Source organism: Herbaspirillum sp. Her4 (genome assembly GCF_057961335.1).
On record NZ_CM176330.1, the window covers coordinates 471,278 to 488,580 of the forward strand.

The following is a 17,303-nucleotide window of genomic DNA, read 5'->3' on the forward strand; positions in this document are numbered from 1 at the left end:
GGTGGCGTTGGAAGTCCGTTTCTGGTCGAAAGGGGCCATTTTCTAAACAATTTGCTGACGATACTCTCTACTGGATATCGATACCGAGTTTCCATCAGGATCTTTCGCGTTGGCGAACTGATACCCATTTGCCCGGTGGGTACTGCCAAAATGCAGACCTTTCTTCGCAGATTCTTCCTTGAATTTTTCAACATCGGAAACACTGAATACCAGCTTGACTACCGCCTGCTCAAATCTTGAGATTTGGCCGCCTGATGAATCAGAAGATTGATGCCGGCATCTGGCGCACTCAATTCGATGAGGCCTTCACGTACCTCACCGGTTGTCTTGAATCCAAAATGATCTTTGTAGAATGCACTGGTGACGGCGGGATTGCGGGCATATATCAAAAGCGTATTGAATGATGCAGTCATGGTCTCTCAAGGAGGGATAAAGGAGCTCGGATTGTTGGCCAGGGTATTCAGACGCCGACTTGAACAACAAAAGCTATTTTTCAGCCAGACTTCAGTTCTTCGCGGACGGCTGCTGCTGACCGATCACGGACTCACATACCCGAGAGAATCAAGGTACGGAGTATTGGAAGCAACTCGCGATAGTCTGACAAATAGCCGTCATTTTGCATATGTCTCGACGCGCGCGCAGAGGCGAATAGTTCATTCCTCACATCAGTCAATGTAGCCCGCTTGCGCTCCTTCGCAGCCCTCATGCTGGCGGAAAGTGAGCCGTAATGTTCGTACCCATTAAAGGACATCGCAAAGGCAAATACGGCCTGTGGATCAGTTGGATCGGGAAGACTTTCAATGGTAAGTGGAGTCATAGTCGTGACGTGCCTTGAGTTGACAGCTTCTGGCCGGTTGCGGACTTCGCTGACTTGATTTACCGCTCCTTAAACCTGCTCCAAAACCACTTCCACGCTGATCGGATCCTGACTTCTCAGCCAATGGAAAACCTCACTTTGACTGATCGACTCCCGAAACGAAGCGATCTCCGATCTCTGTGAGCACCATTGATTGCCTTCGCCCAGTTCGCTGGTCGCCAGACTGTGCTCAAATTTCAACGTGATATGCAGTTGCCGCATGCTATCCGTCTGCGCATCCACATCATCCAGATCGTCGATCGTCTGTCTGGTCAAATCAATTTCAAAGGATTTTCCCATTCCCCAATCATATGTTCCCCATTGAAACAGCAGCATGTCGCCGTCGGTCTCTGCTGTCGCTTCAATTCGGGATTGCTCATATTGAGAAAATACCCATTCAAAAAGCTCACTATACCTTCCTTCAAGAAAACAAGATGATGAGTTGATTCGGGATTCGAAATCTTCAAGCGTCATTTTGATTTTGATTGATCACTGAATTGATTTGATAAGCCTGATATTGATGGTGCTTCATTATCTTCCTGATTTTGTATCAGCTTCGACCACATCACCACGGAAAGGACTGACGAATAAATCTCCATTACGCGCATAGTTAGCGATTTCTTCTACTAGGTAGGTATTAGGTCCAAATCGCATCATATTTGCATCAATTCCTTTTGAGCCAGTCCGCTCCTGGCCGGAAGCGGTCGTGCTCATGAAATCTCTACGGGTCCAAAAATCTGGTTACCTCAGTTCGCTCTCTAAACAAATATTTAGTCCCAGCAAAATCTTCGAAAATTCGCTGGTGTACGCCAAAAGAGCTCGATCCAGTGCGCAGCCTGTAGGTTTTAGCCCAGTCAAGCAGGTCGGAGAATGATTGTTCACTTGCATTGCCACGTCGGCCTCTTTGTTGAATGTTTTTTATGCATTCCTCTTCGTCAGGACATAGCCATATCAACGCTGTCGCATCCGCCACAATTTCGCTAACGAGCCAGCCATAAATGCCTTCAATGGTCCACCGAGCTTGCGACGCTGCTGACTTGACCAAGGCAACCGCTTCGCTTCTCTCTCGAGCTTCGTTGTACCCGGTTCCCAGCCAATGAAATGAATCAAGGTCAATGTGAGGACTACCGTATTTCTCGGCTAGTCGATCAGCCAGCCAGCTTTTTCCGGCACCCGAGTTTCCAATTATCAAAATACGGAGAAAATCCGTGCGGTTGTCTTTTCGGGTAGCTAGAGGTTTGGAATGCATGGATGTGTGCTTTTGGCCGATTGAGGACGTTCAAGGAAGCTGCTGAATAATCCGTACGGCGCGCAATCCGGGAATAGAAATTTGAGGATGCCTATGGTCAGCACATATAGCGGCGACCGGCAAAAGTATTTTCGATGGCCGCTTCTCGATTTCCATGGCGACGGCCTCTCCCAAGAAAAAGTCATCGTCATTCGCAAGTAGTTGAAGCAAAGACAGATCTTCCAGGTCGAGCGAAGGTAGAAGACAGACGACCAGATCGTTACATTCCCTGCTGAGGAGTTCGTGAATGAATTTCGCAAGTGCAATCTGGTCCTTCGCAACCGGGCTCAGGTGGGGATGCAGGTCGGTCACGGATCGTCCCTCGGTTTCAGCCTTGCCAACGGCATCCAGGAAATCAACCGTGTTTTCAAAAACTACTCGCGAATCGTCATCGTGCGAAAGAAAAAAAATACTTCCAGCCAATGGCTCGGCCGTAATCAAAAGATGATGATTGCTTGTGTTTTCGTCGTCCAACACGTAGCCGTGGAGTTCTCGCACTACCGGATGAAATGCAAAAAGCTTGCTTTGCTTTACGACTGTCTCGTGGTCAAAGAGCGCACTGGACGTCCGTTCGGAGCACTTGAGCTGATCAAAATAATCTTGGAGCATAAAATGTCTTTGAGAGTCTAAACGTCTGGAATTGGCCGATAGCAGTCATGGCTCGTATGGTGACACACCTTCATCCGAAACTCTTATGCCTCATGTTCCACGAAATCTGGTTGTAGCTGGCGAGCAATTGCATGCATCTTGGAATAGTCTGCTTTCAATCTACCTTCCGACTTAAAAAACACGCCATCAGCGAATGATCGCTCAATTATTTTAAGCATGCTCGCAATATTCTTGAACTCAAAAAGTTGCACCTCCTCCCCTAGAATGAACCCGACAATTTCTCCGAAACAGGAAGACGACTTGTCGCATACCACCGCATAAAAATCACCTCCCCCATTAGCGAAAATAGGGAACCATGCGCGATCCCATTCAGGTGCCCTCGATATATCACGATAGACTTCGATGGCGTATTCCAGGCTCAAATTGATTCATGGGTTCTGGTCCGATTACGTCGTCCTGTCCATGCTGGACACAGGCCGGATGATGAAACAAGTTCTTGAGACCGCGAGACAAGCGAGATCGCCACATCACGCAAAAGTATTATAAAGTTACGACCGCGCAGTTATTTTTGGTGTTCAGACCGGGGAGGAAGACCTGACCGCTGCGCTGCCGGAAAGGGTGCGGCAGGGTGGGGCAGTCATCATGAAATGCCTGCCGTTCCAGATAAAAAATGCTGAAAAATCAGTAAAGTAAAAGGGCCGGTCGGGGGACTATTCCGCAGCACAGGGAAGCGTCCGGAGCCGGCAGAAAAATGCGCCGCAACGATGGCCTGGGGCATTACTTATAAAATCAATGATCAGGGGTGTCATGACTCAATCCATTTTCCGTCTGTTTGTTCTGCTCGCCTTGAGCGCTTCCTTGAGCGCTTGTATCAGTGTGCATTCCTATGTCGACAACTCGCTGGGTGACCCGCAATACGCCAGCCTCAAGAAGCCGGCCTCGCCCCAGCCGATCCAGTTGCTCTTCGAATTCCAGACCAAGGATGTCTCCAACGCGCGTGCCACGGAATCGATCCGTACCAAGGTGTTCGAAGAACTCTCCAAGTCGGGACTCTTCAGCACCGTTTCTTATGATCCGGTGCAGAACGGCCGCAAGCTGGCCATCCTGATCAAGAACGTTCCGCTGACCGAGAACGCCGCCGCCAAGGGCTTTGCGACCGGTCTCACACTGGGGCTGGCAGGCTCCACCGTGGCCGATGGCTATGAATGCACGATGACCTATATCGAGCCTGGCCATGCCAATGTCGTGGCGCAGGTCAAGCATTCCATTGTCTCCACCATCGGCAATGCCAGTGGCCCTGCCGGCATGCAGGCAATGACGTTACCGGAAGCCGCCGACAAGGCCATGCGCCAGATGGTTGGCAACGGCATCATGCAGCTGAGCAACAAATCCGATCTCGCGCAATGAGCGTCCGCCCCATGATGTCGCCGGGACTCTTACGCCTTGCCTTTCTTTGCGTGCTCTTGTGCGGCAATGGGCTGCTGTCCGGTTGCGTCACGCAACCCTTGCCGCGTTATCAGATCAGTCTGGAGAATCAGACCGCACTGGCCTCGCTGCCACCGGCCGTGTGTTACAGCACCTCGTCGGTCAATGCGCCCTTGCAGGCGCAAGCCAGTGTGCGCGGCTACTCAGCCATGACGCCCGAGCGCGGCTGGTCCGGCTTCCTGCAGGATGGCCTGACCAAGGAGCTGACTTCGGCCCGGCACTACGCCGATGCCAGTGATCGCAACATCGAAGTCACCGTGCAGACTCTCAAGCTGAAGGATGGCGTGGCCGACCTGCAGGCGCGCTTCGTCGTCAGGAAGAGCGGCGTGATTACCTATGACAAAGTGCTGGCCGTGCAGACCCAGTGGTCATCGTCCTTCCTGGGCGTGCTGGCCGTGCAGGACGCGGTCTCGCAGTTCGGCGCCGTATTCCAGCAATTGCAGCGCAAGTTTTTTGCGGATCCTGATTTCATCAGACAGAGTTGAACCTGATGGCGCGGGGGGCTGGAGGCGGATCGGAAGTGGGGCCGATACGCTTCCTTCCGGCATGTCCTCATGCAGGCAGCTGCTGCCCCAAACGATTTTGACAGGGCTGTGGCAAGAGGCTGCGGTCCGGGATCAGCAATATCATCGGGGATTGGAGGCGATCGTGAAAAGCTGGTCGTATAGAATCATCACGCTGGGCATGCTCCTGCTGCTCAGTGGCTGCTTTACCGGATCGGTCATACGGCGCGATGGGGTGAGCGTGGTATCGCAGAAACTGCCGAAGGAAACGCCGGTGGTCTGGATTGTGCCCGAGGATATGTCGGTCAATGTGGGGGTGCTGGTATCGAAGTATTCCTTCCCGCCTTTCCAGCCCGTACCGACGATCAGTCAGGCCAACGCGCGGGAGACGCAATTCTTCTATGATGCTGCACTTCCTGCTTTCCGCAGCAAGGTCAGAACGGAATTGCCGGCCCTCATCAAACGCGAAGGCACCGATGTCACACCGGAAGTCTTCATGGTGGTCAGCCCTCGAGGTGGCGGCTACCGGCCCGGTGATGGCGCAGGCAACCTGATGGTGGAGACCTTCATCAAGGACAGAAAGACAGCACAGACGCTCTGGAGCGTGACGATATCAGCACCCTATGTGAGTGTGGATGACCTCCAGCGTCACTGGGATCGTTATCTCGAACTGCTGCTGCAGGAATTGCGCAAGACCGGCTGGCTGTAAAACCAAGCGATCGGGGCGTCATGGTGCTGGCTCGCTCCAGCGGCATGATGCGACCATCGAGGCTTGGATGAATGATGATCCTGGCGGCATCGATATCGAACGCAGAGGCGTTTGAAGACGGCATGAGTGGCCGGGAATTCCTCGCCGATGCAGGCCCCCGCCATTGATGTGCCCTGCGTCAGTTATCTATTGCTCCTTCACGAGATCAAGCCATTCTTTTGCTCAATTCAAGCTGTCAGGTATTTCTTATTACCTTCTTGTCAGGTTCATTTGGTCCGATTCTGGCCGCTTCTGGCCGATTAAGGACGTTAATGGCCTAACGAACTTTTTCTTGGGGCGACATTATCTGACCGGGGCTTGGGGTGGATTGGATCTAACCACGTTAGCGAAGTATTTTCTGTCCGTGGTAACAGGAATTTTTATCTACGGAATTTTAGCGACTTCCGGGCATTTGCCATTCTGGCTGATCACCCTCGGTTCGTAAGCTCCTTTCTTGAACTCCCCTTCTGTATTCAGCGAAAGACATTGCCCTGGCCGAATGTAGTTGAAGGAGCAAAAATTACGTCCCGTCCCCGAACAGCTCTCGACTTCGATAAACCCGGCCTGGTATAGCACTCCGGCATCAGCAGACTGACTAAAACGCTTTCCATTCGAATCAACTCCGAACGTTTCTTGCGGCTTCCACCCTTCGGCCAAAAGTGCCCGCCGCGCTTGGGAAAACAGCTTTCCTTTGTAGATGGTTGCGCCAACTGACGGCATGCAAACCAGAAGGAGGGTCAACACTGTCAGGATAAAACGATGGGCTATTCTGTAATTTTGCATGCTTTTTCAAGGGCTTGACGATGAGGTTCTGGTCGCGAACTGATCAATGCTCTACGTGAGCACTGATGGCAATCAAAGTACGCCCGGATCGCGTGAGTCAACCATATTCTCTTTCGTGTTATCCCTCGGACATAAACTGCCTAATTGTCTGCCCAGTCAACGATACATAAACCTCCGTATCTCCCTTGCCAAACGTCTCTACTGCGCCGGATCCTCCCAGCATCGGCCATGGATTTGCAATGTAGCACTCGCAATACCGCAAACCACCCGATCTTGCGCAGACTTCCTTGAACACTTCAGCCGAGAGCACCTCGTTCTTTACACCCTCATCAAATTCCACCAGGTCACTTGTCATCCGAGTGGGCGTCATCGAAAGATCAGCGAAAGAAACGAATGGCGCTGCGCTTGTCATCCTCGGGCGGAGCGAGCTTCGAAATGAGCGCAGATTGAGTCGCTCCACAAGGAAGGAAGGGATATCACGATCTGGAAAGGGCGCGCCACGAGCTGCGCCCGTCAGACCGGCAAACAAAAGAAGTACCAGTCCAGCCCTCATACATCCCCCGTATTCATTTTTGTTGAATTCTAAGAGGATTCACCAACCAATTGCTGACGGATTACTGACGACGCATGCGAAGACGGAAAGCTAGATCAACGAGGAGAACTTCTCGCTTTTCAATCAGCACCTGCATGGGCGGCACCGCTAAAGAGAAGAGCGCACACAAAAAAGCCGCCCGGGCCAGCAAGGCGCGAACGGCAATCAAGAACGAAGACGACGGCCTCAGCCCACGTGATAAAGATGCACCGGCCGAAACCCCAGTCGCTCCTTGTGCCGCGCAATCTTCTGCAGCATCCGCAAGCCTTCCTCATGCCCGGCCACCACTACCCGGCGCACGGCGCTGCGGCCTTCGATGCCGTCCCAAGCCTGGGTCAGCACCCAGTCACCCAGCAGATCCTGCACCAGGTCCACCGTGAAGATGGCGCGCGTCTTGCCGTCGGTGAAGTGCAGGCGCGTGGCCACGGTCACGGGCAGTGCATGGGTGACGTGGTCAGCGGAATCGATCATGGCAAAAGCAGGGCTACGGAACGGCGGGCGTGGATGATAGCAGGACGGCGACGGAATACAAGAACCCGCGGCAAAAGTCCGGAAATGAAACTAACCGTCCGGCGTCAGGCCGGACGGCGATTCCGTAAACTATTTACAGGTTCGGCGCCAGCCAGCGCTCCACCTCTTCCTTGGGCACATGGCGGCGCTCTGCCATATCCACGACCTGGTCTTCGCCGATCTTGCCGACCACGAAGTACTTCGACTGCGGATGCGCGAAGTAGAAGCCCGACACCGAGGCGCCGGGGAACATGGCGTAAGACTCGGTCAACTGCATGCCGATCTCGTCGCACTGCATGACACGGAAAGCCTCAGCCTTGACGGTGTGCTCCGGGCAAGCCGGATAGCCGGGGGCCGGACGGATGCCGAGATATTTTTCCTTGATGAGATCGGTGCTGCTCAGGTTCTCATCGGCCGCATAGCCCCACAGGTCCTTGCGCACGCGCTCATGCAGGTATTCGGCAAAGGCTTCGGCCAGGCGGTCGGCCAGGGCCTTGAGCATGATCGACGAGTAATCGTCGTGGGCATCCTCGAAGCGCTTTTCGTATTTCTCGATCCCCAGGCCAGCGGTCACGGCAAACATGCCGATGTAATCCTGCACGCCCGATGCCTTGGGCGCGATGAAGTCCGACAGGCACTGGTTGGGACGCGCCACGCCATCCACCACCGGCTTCTCGGTCTGCTGGCGCAGGCCGTAATAGGTGAAGGCGACCTGGCTGCGGCTGTCGTCGGTGTAGATCTCGATGTCGTCGTCATTGACGGTGTTGGCCGGCAAGAGCGAGATGACGCCATTGGCGGTGAGCCAGCGGCCATCGATAATCTTCTTCAGCATGGCCTGGGCTTCCTGGAAGACCTTGGTCGCCGCTTCGCCCACGACTTCATCGGTGAGGATCGCAGGATAAGGACCGGCCAGGTCCCAGGTCTGGAAGAACGGACCCCAGTCGATGTAGTTGGCCAGCAAACCCAGGTCCACATTCTTGAACAGGCGGCGGCCGATGAACTTGGGCTTGACCGGTGCGAATTCCAGCTTGGTCTTGTTGGCGCGGGCCGCTGCCAGCGACAGCATGGGCGCGGCCTTCTTGCTGGCGTGCTGTTCGCGGATGCGTTCGTAGTCGGCGTTGAGGTCGGCCACGTACTGCGTCTTCTGCTCGTCGGCCAGCAGCGACTGCGCCACCGACACGGCGCGCGAGGCGTCGGGCACGTAGACCACCGGGCCTTCGTAATTGGGGGCGATCTTGACGGCCGTGTGGGCGCGCGAGGTCGTGGCGCCGCCGATCATCAGCGGCATCTTCAGGCCGGCGAAATACGGATCGCGCTGCATTTCCTTGGCGACGTAGGCCATCTCTTCCAGCGACGGGGTGATCAGGCCGGAGAGGCCGATGATGTCGGCCTTCTCTTCCTTGGCCTTGGCCAGGATCTCGGCGCAGGGCACCATCACGCCCATGTTGACGACCTCGAAGTTGTTGCACTGGAGGACGACGGTGACGATGTTCTTGCCGATGTCGTGCACGTCGCCCTTGACGGTGGCAATGACGATCTTGCCCTTGGGCTTGGCGACTTCACCGGTGGCGATTTCGAGCTGGCGCTTCTCTTCTTCGATGAAGGGGATCAGGTGCGCCACGGCCTGCTTCATCACGCGTGCCGACTTGACCACCTGCGGCAGGAACATCTTGCCCTGGCCGAACAGGTCACCGACCACGTTCATGCCATCCATCAGAGGACCTTCGATCACGTGTATGGGACGGCCGCCATCGGCGGCGACCTGCTGGCGCACCTCTTCGGTGTCTTCCACGATCCACTGCGTGATGCCGTGCACCAGCGCATGCGAGAGGCGCTTGGCCACCGGCAGGTTGCGCCATTCCAGGGTGGCTTCTTCCTTCTTGTCGCCAGCCTTCAAGGTGGCGGCGTATTCGATCATGCGCTCGGTGGCGTCTTCGCGGCGGTTCAGGACCACGTCTTCCACGCGCTCGCGCAGCTCGGCCGGCAGGTCGTCATAGACGCCGATCATGCCGGCATTGACGATGCCCATGGTCATGCCGGCCTTGATGGCGTGATACAGGAACACGGTATGGATCGCTTCGCGCGCCGGGTCGTTGCCGCGGAAGCTGAAGGACACGTTGGAAACACCACCGCTGATCTTGGCGTAGGGCAGGTTCTGGTGGATCCAGCGGGTGGCTTCGATGAAGTCGACCGCGTAGTTGTTGTGTTCCTCGATGCCGGTGGCGACCGCAAAGATGTTGGGGTCGAAGATGATGTCTTCGGGCGGGAAGTCCAGCTTGTCCACCAGCAGGCGATAGGCGCGTTCGCAGATCTCGATCTTGCGGGCGAAGGTATCGGCCTGGCCCACTTCGTCGAAGGCCATGACGATGACGGCCGCACCATAGCGGCGGCACAGCTTGGCTTCGCGCAGGAATTTCTCCTCGCCTTCCTTCATCGAGATGGAGTTGACGATGGACTTGCCCTGCACGCACTTCAGGCCCGCTTCGATGACTTCCCACTTGGAGGAGTCGATCATGATGGGCACGCGCGCGATGTCCGGCTCGGAGGCAATCAGGTTGAGGAAGCGCGTCATGGCGGCGACCGAATCGAGCATCGCCTCATCCATGTTGATGTCGATGATCTGCGCGCCGTTCTCGACCTGCTGGCGGGCCACTGCCAGGGCCTCGTCGTATTGTTCGTTCAGGATCAGGCGGGCGAAAGCCTTGGAACCGGTGACGTTGGTGCGCTCGCCGACGTTCACGTAGAGCGACTGGTCATTGATGGTGAAGGGCTCCAGGCCCGACAGGCGCATCTCGTGCGTGGGCTCGGGCAGCTTGCGCGGGGCGATGGTGGCCACCGTCTCGGCAATGGCCTTGATGTGCGGCGGCGTGGTGCCGCAGCAGCCACCGGCGACGTTGACGAAACCGCTCTCGGCGAATTCCTTCAACAGGGCCGAGGTGACGTCCGGGGTTTCATCGAAGCCGGTATCGCTCATCGGATTGGGCAGGCCGGCGTTGGGGTAGATGCAGACGTAGGTGTCGGCGATCTTGGACAGCTCTTCCGCATAGGGGCGCATCAGGGCCGCACCGAGCGCGCAGTTCAGGCCCACGGTCAGCGGGCGCGCATGGCGGATGGAGTTCCAGAAGGCCGTCACGGTCTGGCCTGACAGGATGCGGCCGGAGGCATCGGTGACGGTGCCCGAGATCATGATGGGCAGGCGCTTGCCGCTCTCTTCGAAGAAAGTATCAATGGCGAACAAAGCCGCCTTGCAGTTGAGCGTATCGAAGATGGTCTCGACCAGCAGCACGTCGGCACCACCTTCGACCAAAGCACGGGTCTGTTCCAGGTAGGCTGCCACCAGCTGATCGAAGGTGACGTTGCGCGCGGCCGGGTCGTTGACGTCCGGCGAGATGGAAGCGGTCTTGGGCGTGGGGCCGAGGGCGCCGGCCACGAAGCGCGGCTTGTCCGGGGTCGAGTACTTGTCGCAGGCGGCGCGCGCCAGGCGCGCCGATTCCACGTTCATCTCGTAGACCAGGTGCGCCATGTGGTAATCGTCCTGGGCCACGCTGGTGGCGCCGAAGGTATTGGTCTCGATCAGGTCGGCACCGGCGGCCAGGTATTGCTCGTGGATTTCCTGGATGATGTGCGGCTGGGTCAGCGAGAGCAGTTCGTTGTTGCCCTTGACGAACAGGTCCTTGCCGGGAACGCTGAAGTCGGCAAAACGCTGGCCGCGATAATCCTCTTCGGTCAGCTTGTAGCGCTGGATCATGGTGCCCATGGCGCCATCGAGGATGAGGATGCGCTGCGACATCAGGTCGCGCAGCAGCAATTCGGTCTGGCACAGTTCGTTCGGCTTCATCTGGCGTTTTTCTCTGGTAACGGCAACAATGCGAGGCCTGATCCCGCACGCGAGCGCGCTGCGGATAAAAAAACCGGCCAGAAAAGGACCGGTTCGTCAGGCAAAAAGTGAACCCGATTATACGCCAAAGCACCCTCCCCCCGCCTCCCGGCAGGCTTTGCGGGCGGGGCTTAGTTGCAGAATGTTAACTATTTACATCCATGCCCGATCACCCGCCCATCCTCATTCTGACCGCCCTGGAAAATGAACTCGATGCCGCCGCCGCCCCGGCGGGGGTGCAGGTGGTCTATTGCGGCGTGGGCAAGGTCAATGCCGCCCTGCATGCGACCCAGGCCATCCTGACCCGTCGCCCGCGCGCGCTCATCAATTTCGGCACGGCAGGGAAGATCGATCCGGGGCACGACGGGCTGCTCGAAGTGGCGGCCGTCATCCAGCGCGACATGGCGGCCATGCCGCTGGCACCGCGCGGGGTGACGCCATTGATGAACCAGGAGCAACAGCCGGCGCGCCTGGAGTCCGGCTATCCCGGCGTGCTGTGCGGCACCGGCGACAGCTTCGTGACGGCAGCCGACGACTGGCTGCTGGAACAGAAGGTCGATCTGGTGGATATGGAATTGTTTGCCATCGCCCGCGTGTGCCGGCACTTTGGCTTGCCGTGGCGGGCCTTCAAGTTCATCACCGATGGGGCCGATGACGATGCGGCCGATGACTGGCAGGCACGCGTGCATCTGGGCGAGGAACTGTTCTGGCGGCATCTGCCGCTGGTGCTCAGGCAGTTCGAGGAAGAACAGGCGCGTTGATTCGTGCAGGCGTTCAGGCGCGACGGGAGGACTTAGTTCGCGCCTGAACCAAAGTCCTCATGCCTGCCTGAAGGTGGTTGCAGCGCTCAGGCGAAGCGGCCGCCTTCCAGCGGGAATCCCTTCAGGAATTCTGCCGCCGGCAGGCGCTTGCCGCCCGGCTTCTGCAGTTCCGTCAGCAGCAATGCGCCTTCACCGCAAGCCACCACGATGCCGGCCTGGGCATCGGCCGACAGTACCTGTCCCGGCTCGCCCTGCTGCGCCACCTTGACCGGACGCGCCTGCCACAGCTTGACCACGGTATCGCCGAAGCGGCCCGTGGCGCCGGGGAAGGGATTGAAGGCGCGGATGCGGCGGGCCAGCTGCTCGGCGCTCTGGGTGAAGTCGAGCGCGGCCTCTTCCTTGGCGATCTTGGCGGCGTAGTTGGCCCCCTCTTCCGGCTGCGGCGTGGCCGGCAGCGTGCCCTGTTCCAACCTCGCAATCGCTTCCACGATCATCTTGCCGCCCAGCGCGGCCAGCTTGTCATGCAGGGTGCCGGTGGTGTCGTCTTCGGCAATGGGGACGCTTTCGATGAGCATCATGGGGCCGGTGTCGAGGCCCTCTTCCATCTGCATGATGGTGATGCCGGTCTCGGCGTCACCGGCCTCGATGGCGCGATGGATGGGGGCAGCACCGCGCCAGCGCGGCAGCAGCGAGCCGTGGATGTTGATGCAGCCCAGGCGCGGGATGTCGAGCACGCTGCGCGGCAGGATCAGGCCATAGGCAGCCACCACCATCACGTCATGCGGGGTCGATTGCAGCAGGGCGTGGGCTTCCTGTGCCACGTCCGGATACTTGCCGTTCAGGCGCAGGGAGACCGGCTGCGCCACGGGCGTACCGTGCTTGATCGCGCACTGCTTCACGGGCGAGGCCTGCAGCTGCATGCCGCGTCCGGCGGGGCGGTCGGGCTGGGTCAGCACCAGCGTGATCTCGTGACCGGCAGCGTACAGCGCTTCGAGCGCGACGGCGGCGAATTCCGGCGTGCCGGCAAAAATGATCTTCATGAAAAACTCCAGGGGCGGCCGCAGCCGCCAGATTTACAGATTGCGTTTCTTGTGGGGCGCGCGGGCGAAGGCGATATCGTACAGCCAGTTCGGCAGCAGCCGCAGCAGCTTGGCCACCACTCCCATCTGCCACGGGATGACGCGATAGCTCACGCCCTCGGCGATGCTCTCGACGGCACGCTCGGCAAAGCGCTCCACCGGCATCAGGAAGGGCATGGGATAGGTATTCACGCGGGTCATCGGGGTATCGATGTAGCCCGGCGCAATGGTCACGACCTTGATGCCCGAAGAGCGCAGCTCCACCCGCAGCGATTCGCAGTAGCTGATGACGGCCGACTTGGAGGCGCTGTAGGCCCCCGCCCCCGGCAGGCCGCGAATGCCGGCCACGCTGCCGATGCCGACCAGGCGGCAGCGATTGCGCTGCGCGGGCGGCGCGGCCTTCATGCGGGCCACGAAGGGCGTGAAGGTGGCAAAGGTGGCCGTGACGTTGACGGCCAGGATGCGTTCGAAGGCCGGCAGGTCTTCCTGGTATTCGGTCAGCGTGCCTTGCGAGATGCCGGCGTTGGCAATGACCACGTCAGCCCCGCCGAATTCGGCCAGGAAGGCTTCGGCTGCGGCCGCCAGGGCCGTGTGGTCAGTCACGTCAAGGGCATAGACGCGATGCCGCTCCGGATGCGGCAGGCTGGCGCGCAGGGCTTCCAGCTCGGCCGTGCGGCGCGCGACCAGGCCGAGGATGGCACCACGGCGGGCGTAGGCTTGCGCCAGGGCCATGCCGATACCGCTGGAGGCGCCGGTCAGGAACACGCGTTCCTGGGCTGCAACGACGAGAGGGTTGGCCATGCCTGCTCCTGAGGTGAGTTGAAGGTTTAGGTAATTTCTGCTGCCCAAATGACAACGGTCCGCGGCCTTGCGGACGCGGACCGTGTGGAACGGGTGAAGCTTATTTCTTTTTCGCGGGGGTGCTGCCAGCGGCCTTTTCAGCAGCCACCTTGGCCACCAGGTGATCCATCACCTGCAGGGCGGCGGCTTGCTGCATCGATTCCGGCTGGTTGGCCAGGGCCACGCCGACCACGGCCGGCGAGGTCACATAACGGCCATCAATGGCGATCATGGGCACGCCGTCGACCTTGTAGGCTTCCTGCAGCTGGGCCGCGCGGCGGGCCTTGGTCTGCACGCCGAAGGAATTGTACAGGTCGAGGAATTTCTGCTTGTCCAGGCCGATCTTCTCGATGTAGGCCAGGATGGTCTTGTCGGTGTTGATGCGCTGGTTTTCCACGTGGATGGCCTGGAAGATCTTGGGGGTCAGCTCATCGGCCTTGCCCATGGCTTCCAGCGTGTAGTAGAGCTTCTGCTGCGGCACGAAGCTGTCGCGGAAGGCCACCGGCACCTTCTTGAAGCTGATCTTGTCGCCCTGCTTCTTGACCCACGCCGTCAGCGACGGATCCCACGCCGCGCAGTGCGGACAGTCGAACCAGAAGAACTCGGTGACTTCGACCTTGTTCCCGGAATCGGTCGGCTGGGCCTGCTCCAGCACACGGTAGTCACTGCCCACTTGCGGATTGGCCGGCGAGGCCGAAGCACCAACGCTGGCGGTGAAAGCCAGTACGCCGAAGCTGACCGCAGCCAGCAGCTTTTGATGGAAACGCATGGTATTACCCTCTCTGATGGATAGTCGGCGGAATCGGCCTGGGGCCGTTCCAAGCCCGTCGTGCCGGTCGGTTATCCCCTGCCGCCGGCATCCACGGTGCGATCTGTTTATTTGGGGATGCGCACGATGGCGGCATCGACCCCGTTATCGGACAGCTTGCTGCGCGTGCGGTTCATCGACTCCGCATGCTCGAAGGGACCGATACGCACGCGGTAAAGCACGCCACTGTCTGCCGTGCGTTCGGTGACCTTGGCCTCGAAGCCCAGCAGGGCCAGCTTGGCGCGGGCACTTTCGGCATCGGCCTGGTCGCGGAAGGCACCGGTCTGCAGGAAGTAAGTCCACTTGTCGTCGTTGGTGTCGTTCTTCGCGGCCGGGGTCGCAGGCGTGGTGGCCGAGGGCTTGGCGTCAGCCGTCTTGCTGTCGGACTTGGACGGTGCCGGCGTGGCCGGGCTGGCCTGCGGTGTCGGCGCTACCGGCGGCACCGGTTGCGCGGCGGCCGTATTGGGCGGCACCGGCGTCTGCGACTGCTGCTGGTCGCGCGCTGCTTCGCGGGCGATGTCGCGGTTGCCGTAGAGCGGACGGTTGGGATCGGCCGCCTGGGCCGGTGTCGGGTCGGCGCGCTCGGGGCGCGTCACCTTGTTGACGAAGGGGATGGGCGACTTGGTGATCATCAGTGCCACACCCACGGCGATCCCAAGGCCGACGATCAAACCCAGGATCAGGCCGAGCAGCGTACCGCCGGCCTGCTTGTGATATTTCGCGTTCAACGGTTTCACGTTTCTCTTTAGCTGCTTGTTTTACATTCTGGCCGGAGCCGATACGCCCAACAATGCCAGGCCGTTGCGCAGCACCTGGCGGGTGGCGGACAACAGCGCCAGGCGTGCAGACCTGGTTGGGACATCGTCGACCAGCACGCGTTCCGCATTGTAGTAGCTATGCAGTTCGCCTGCCAGATCGCGCAGGTAGAAGGCCACCTGGTGCGGTCCCAGTTCCTGCAGGGCATGGGCCAGCATGTCCGGATACTCTGCCAGCTTGGCCAGCAGCGACGCTTCGCGCGGGGCGGTCAGCAGCGACAGGTCGGCCGTGGTCTTGAGCGCTTCTTCATCCACGCCCGACTTGCCCAGCACGGTGCAGATGCGGGCATGGGCGTACTGGACGTAGTAGACCGGGTTTTCATCGGACTGCGCCAGGGCCAGGTCGACGTCGAAGACGAACTCGGTATCGGCCTTGCGCGAAATCAGGAAGAAGCGCACCGCATCGCGGCCGCGCGTGAGATCACGTTCCTGGCCCTCGACCGCTTCGCCGGCCGACCATTCGATCAGGTCGCGCAGGGTGACGTAGGAACCGGCGCGCTTGGAGATCTTGACCTCTTCGCCATTGCGCATGACGGTGACCATCTTGTGCAGCACGTAGTCGGGATAGCCCTGCGGGATACCCACGCCGGCAGCCTGCAGGCCGGCGCGCACGCGGGCGATGGTGCCGTGGTGGTCGCTGCCCTGGATGTTGATGACCTTGCCGTAGCCACGTTGCCACTTGTTGATGTGATAGGCGACGTCGGGCACGAAGTAGGTGTAGGTGCCGTCGGTCTTTTTCATGACGCGATCCTTGTCGTCGCCATAGTCGGTGGTGCGCAGCCAGAGCGCGCCATCCTGCTCGTAGGTCTTGCCGGCGGCAATGAGCGCCTCCACGGCGGCGGCCACCTTGCCGTCGGCGTAGAGCGAGGACTCCAGGTAGTAATTGTCGAACTTCACGCCGAAGGCCTGCAGGTCCAGGTCCTGCTCGTGGCGCAGGTAGGCCACGGCGAAGCGGCGGATCGATTCCATGTCTTCCACATCGCCGCTGCCGGTGACGGGTTCGCCATCGCTGGCCGAGACGGTCTTCTTGTCGAGGAAGTCGCGGGCGATGTCGGCGATGTAGTCGCCGTTGTAGGCCGATTCGGGCCACTCGGCGTCACCCGGCTTGAAGCCGCGCGCACGCGCCTGCACCGAGGTGGCCAGCGTGGCGATCTGCACGCCGGCATCGTTGTAGTAGAACTCGCGCAGCACGTCATAGCCCTGGGCTTCCAGCAGCGAGGACAGCGCATCACCCAGCGCGCCCTGGCGGCCATGACCCACGTGCAGCGGACCGGTGGGGTTGGCCGAGACGAACTCGACCAGCACCTTCTTGCCAGCGCCCAGGCTGCCACGGCCGAAGGCCTCGCCCTGTTCGTGGATCACCTTGACCACCGCCTGCTTGGCGGCAGCCGCCACGCGGAGGTTGATGAAGCCGGGGCCGGCGATCTCGACCGACTCCACCAGGCCTTCACGCGCCGGGTCGGCCATGACGGCGGCCACGATGGCTTGCGCCAGTTCGCGCGGGTTCTTCTTGAGCGGCTTGGCCAGTTGCATGGCGATGTTGCAGGCGATGTCGCCGTGCGAGGCATCGCGCGGACGCTCCAGCGTAATGGTCGGGGTCAGGCCGCTATCAGCCAGCAGCGGCTGCAAGGCGGACGAGAACAGGTCGGAGATGCGTTGTTTCTGTTGTGCGAGCATGGGAATGAGGGGTAAAGCGGAAGCGGCCGAGGCGCTGGTCTGGCAGGCTGCGCCGCGCGGAGGGATCGCTTG

The 17,303-nt window shown here is 59.4% G+C and carries 19 protein-coding genes; 4 read left to right on the plus strand and 15 right to left on the minus strand.

The window, feature by feature from the left end:
* Positions 1-218: 218 nt before the first annotated feature.
* The 6 genes from ACWFUC_RS02170 to ACWFUC_RS02195 form a co-directional block, all read right to left on the minus strand.
* Entirely contained in the window at positions 219-413 is a 195-nt protein-coding gene (locus tag ACWFUC_RS02170) for a VOC family protein (RefSeq protein ID WP_489623970.1), read from the minus strand.
* A 473-nt stretch (positions 414-886) separates the two neighbouring features.
* Complete coding sequence (locus tag ACWFUC_RS02175; protein ID WP_489623971.1) at positions 887-1,330, minus strand: hypothetical protein; 444 nt, start codon at positions 1,328-1,330, stop codon at positions 887-889.
* A gap of 57 nt (positions 1,331-1,387) precedes the next feature.
* Positions 1,388-1,570, minus strand: a complete 183-nt coding sequence (locus ACWFUC_RS02180; RefSeq protein ID WP_489623972.1) for a hypothetical protein — start codon at positions 1,568-1,570, stop codon at positions 1,388-1,390.
* A 7-nt stretch (positions 1,571-1,577) separates the two neighbouring features.
* Positions 1,578-2,105, minus strand: a complete 528-nt coding sequence (locus ACWFUC_RS02185; RefSeq protein WP_489623973.1) for a P-loop NTPase family protein — start codon at positions 2,103-2,105, stop codon at positions 1,578-1,580.
* Between the two features lie 30 nt (positions 2,106-2,135).
* Positions 2,136-2,753 carry a hypothetical protein gene (locus tag ACWFUC_RS02190; protein WP_489623974.1) on the minus strand — a complete coding sequence of 206 codons (618 nt, stop codon included), beginning with the start codon at positions 2,751-2,753 and terminating at the stop codon, positions 2,136-2,138.
* A gap of 83 nt (positions 2,754-2,836) precedes the next feature.
* A complete protein-coding gene (locus tag ACWFUC_RS02195) occupies positions 2,837-3,175 on the minus strand; it encodes an SMI1/KNR4 family protein (RefSeq protein WP_489623975.1) in 339 nt (112 codons plus the stop codon).
* 436 nt (positions 3,176-3,611) lie between these two features.
* On the opposite strand from ACWFUC_RS02195, the gene ACWFUC_RS02200 reads away from it, so the two are divergent.
* The 3 genes from ACWFUC_RS02200 (at position 3,612) to ACWFUC_RS02210 (ending at position 5,450) form a co-directional block, all read left to right on the plus strand.
* On the plus strand, positions 3,612-4,160 hold the full coding sequence (locus ACWFUC_RS02200; RefSeq protein WP_489623976.1) for a hypothetical protein: 549 nt from the start codon (positions 3,612-3,614) through the stop codon (positions 4,158-4,160).
* Complete coding sequence (locus tag ACWFUC_RS02205; RefSeq protein WP_489623977.1) at positions 4,157-4,723, plus strand: hypothetical protein; 567 nt, start codon at positions 4,157-4,159, stop codon at positions 4,721-4,723. The genes ACWFUC_RS02200 and ACWFUC_RS02205 overlap by 4 nt, the downstream gene beginning before the upstream one ends.
* 163 nt (positions 4,724-4,886) lie before the next feature.
* A complete protein-coding gene (locus tag ACWFUC_RS02210; protein ID WP_489637429.1) occupies positions 4,887-5,450 on the plus strand; it encodes a hypothetical protein in 564 nt (187 codons plus the stop codon).
* A 423-nt stretch (positions 5,451-5,873) separates the two neighbouring features.
* Here ACWFUC_RS02210 and ACWFUC_RS02215 read toward each other — a convergent pair whose 3' ends face one another.
* The 4 genes from ACWFUC_RS02215 to metH all read right to left on the minus strand — a co-directional run bounded on the left by ACWFUC_RS02215 (position 5,874) and on the right by metH (position 11,212).
* On the minus strand, positions 5,874-6,272 hold the full coding sequence (locus ACWFUC_RS02215) for a hypothetical protein (RefSeq protein ID WP_489623979.1): 399 nt from the start codon (positions 6,270-6,272) through the stop codon (positions 5,874-5,876).
* A gap of 118 nt (positions 6,273-6,390) precedes the next feature.
* Positions 6,391-6,825, minus strand: coding sequence for a T6SS immunity protein Tdi1 domain-containing protein (locus tag ACWFUC_RS02220; RefSeq protein ID WP_489623980.1), 435 nt, complete (start codon positions 6,823-6,825; stop codon positions 6,391-6,393).
* A gap of 225 nt (positions 6,826-7,050) precedes the next feature.
* Complete coding sequence (locus ACWFUC_RS02225) at positions 7,051-7,335, minus strand: WGR domain-containing protein (protein WP_034336458.1); 285 nt, start codon at positions 7,333-7,335, stop codon at positions 7,051-7,053.
* Between the two features lie 133 nt (positions 7,336-7,468).
* Positions 7,469-11,212 carry a methionine synthase gene (metH, locus tag ACWFUC_RS02230; RefSeq protein WP_209570068.1) on the minus strand — a complete coding sequence of 1,248 codons (3,744 nt, stop codon included), beginning with the start codon at positions 11,210-11,212 and terminating at the stop codon, positions 7,469-7,471.
* A 200-nt stretch (positions 11,213-11,412) separates the two neighbouring features.
* On the opposite strand from metH, the gene ACWFUC_RS02235 reads away from it, so the two are divergent.
* Positions 11,413-12,012: a phosphorylase family protein gene (locus ACWFUC_RS02235; RefSeq protein ID WP_489623981.1), complete on the plus strand. Its 600-nt coding sequence runs from the start codon at positions 11,413-11,415 to the stop codon at positions 12,010-12,012.
* Positions 12,013-12,098: 86 nt separating this feature from the next.
* Here ACWFUC_RS02235 and fmt read toward each other — a convergent pair whose 3' ends face one another.
* The 5 genes from fmt to argS form a co-directional block, all read right to left on the minus strand.
* On the minus strand, positions 12,099-13,052 hold the full coding sequence (gene fmt, locus ACWFUC_RS02240) for a methionyl-tRNA formyltransferase (RefSeq protein WP_489623982.1): 954 nt from the start codon (positions 13,050-13,052) through the stop codon (positions 12,099-12,101).
* A gap of 33 nt (positions 13,053-13,085) precedes the next feature.
* The gene (locus tag ACWFUC_RS02245) at positions 13,086-13,892 is read right to left on the minus strand and encodes an SDR family oxidoreductase (RefSeq protein WP_134223616.1); all 807 of its coding nucleotides are present in this window, start codon (positions 13,890-13,892) and stop codon (positions 13,086-13,088) included.
* 100 nt (positions 13,893-13,992) lie between these two features.
* Entirely contained in the window at positions 13,993-14,700 is a 708-nt protein-coding gene (locus tag ACWFUC_RS02250; protein WP_121040732.1) for a thiol:disulfide interchange protein DsbA/DsbL, read from the minus strand.
* A 107-nt stretch (positions 14,701-14,807) separates the two neighbouring features.
* Positions 14,808-15,476, minus strand: a complete 669-nt coding sequence (locus ACWFUC_RS02255) for an SPOR domain-containing protein (RefSeq protein ID WP_039783537.1) — start codon at positions 15,474-15,476, stop codon at positions 14,808-14,810.
* Positions 15,477-15,497: 21 nt separating this feature from the next.
* Complete coding sequence (gene argS / locus ACWFUC_RS02260) at positions 15,498-17,231, minus strand: arginine--tRNA ligase (protein WP_134137043.1); 1,734 nt, start codon at positions 17,229-17,231, stop codon at positions 15,498-15,500.
* Positions 17,232-17,303: the final 72 nt, after the last annotated feature.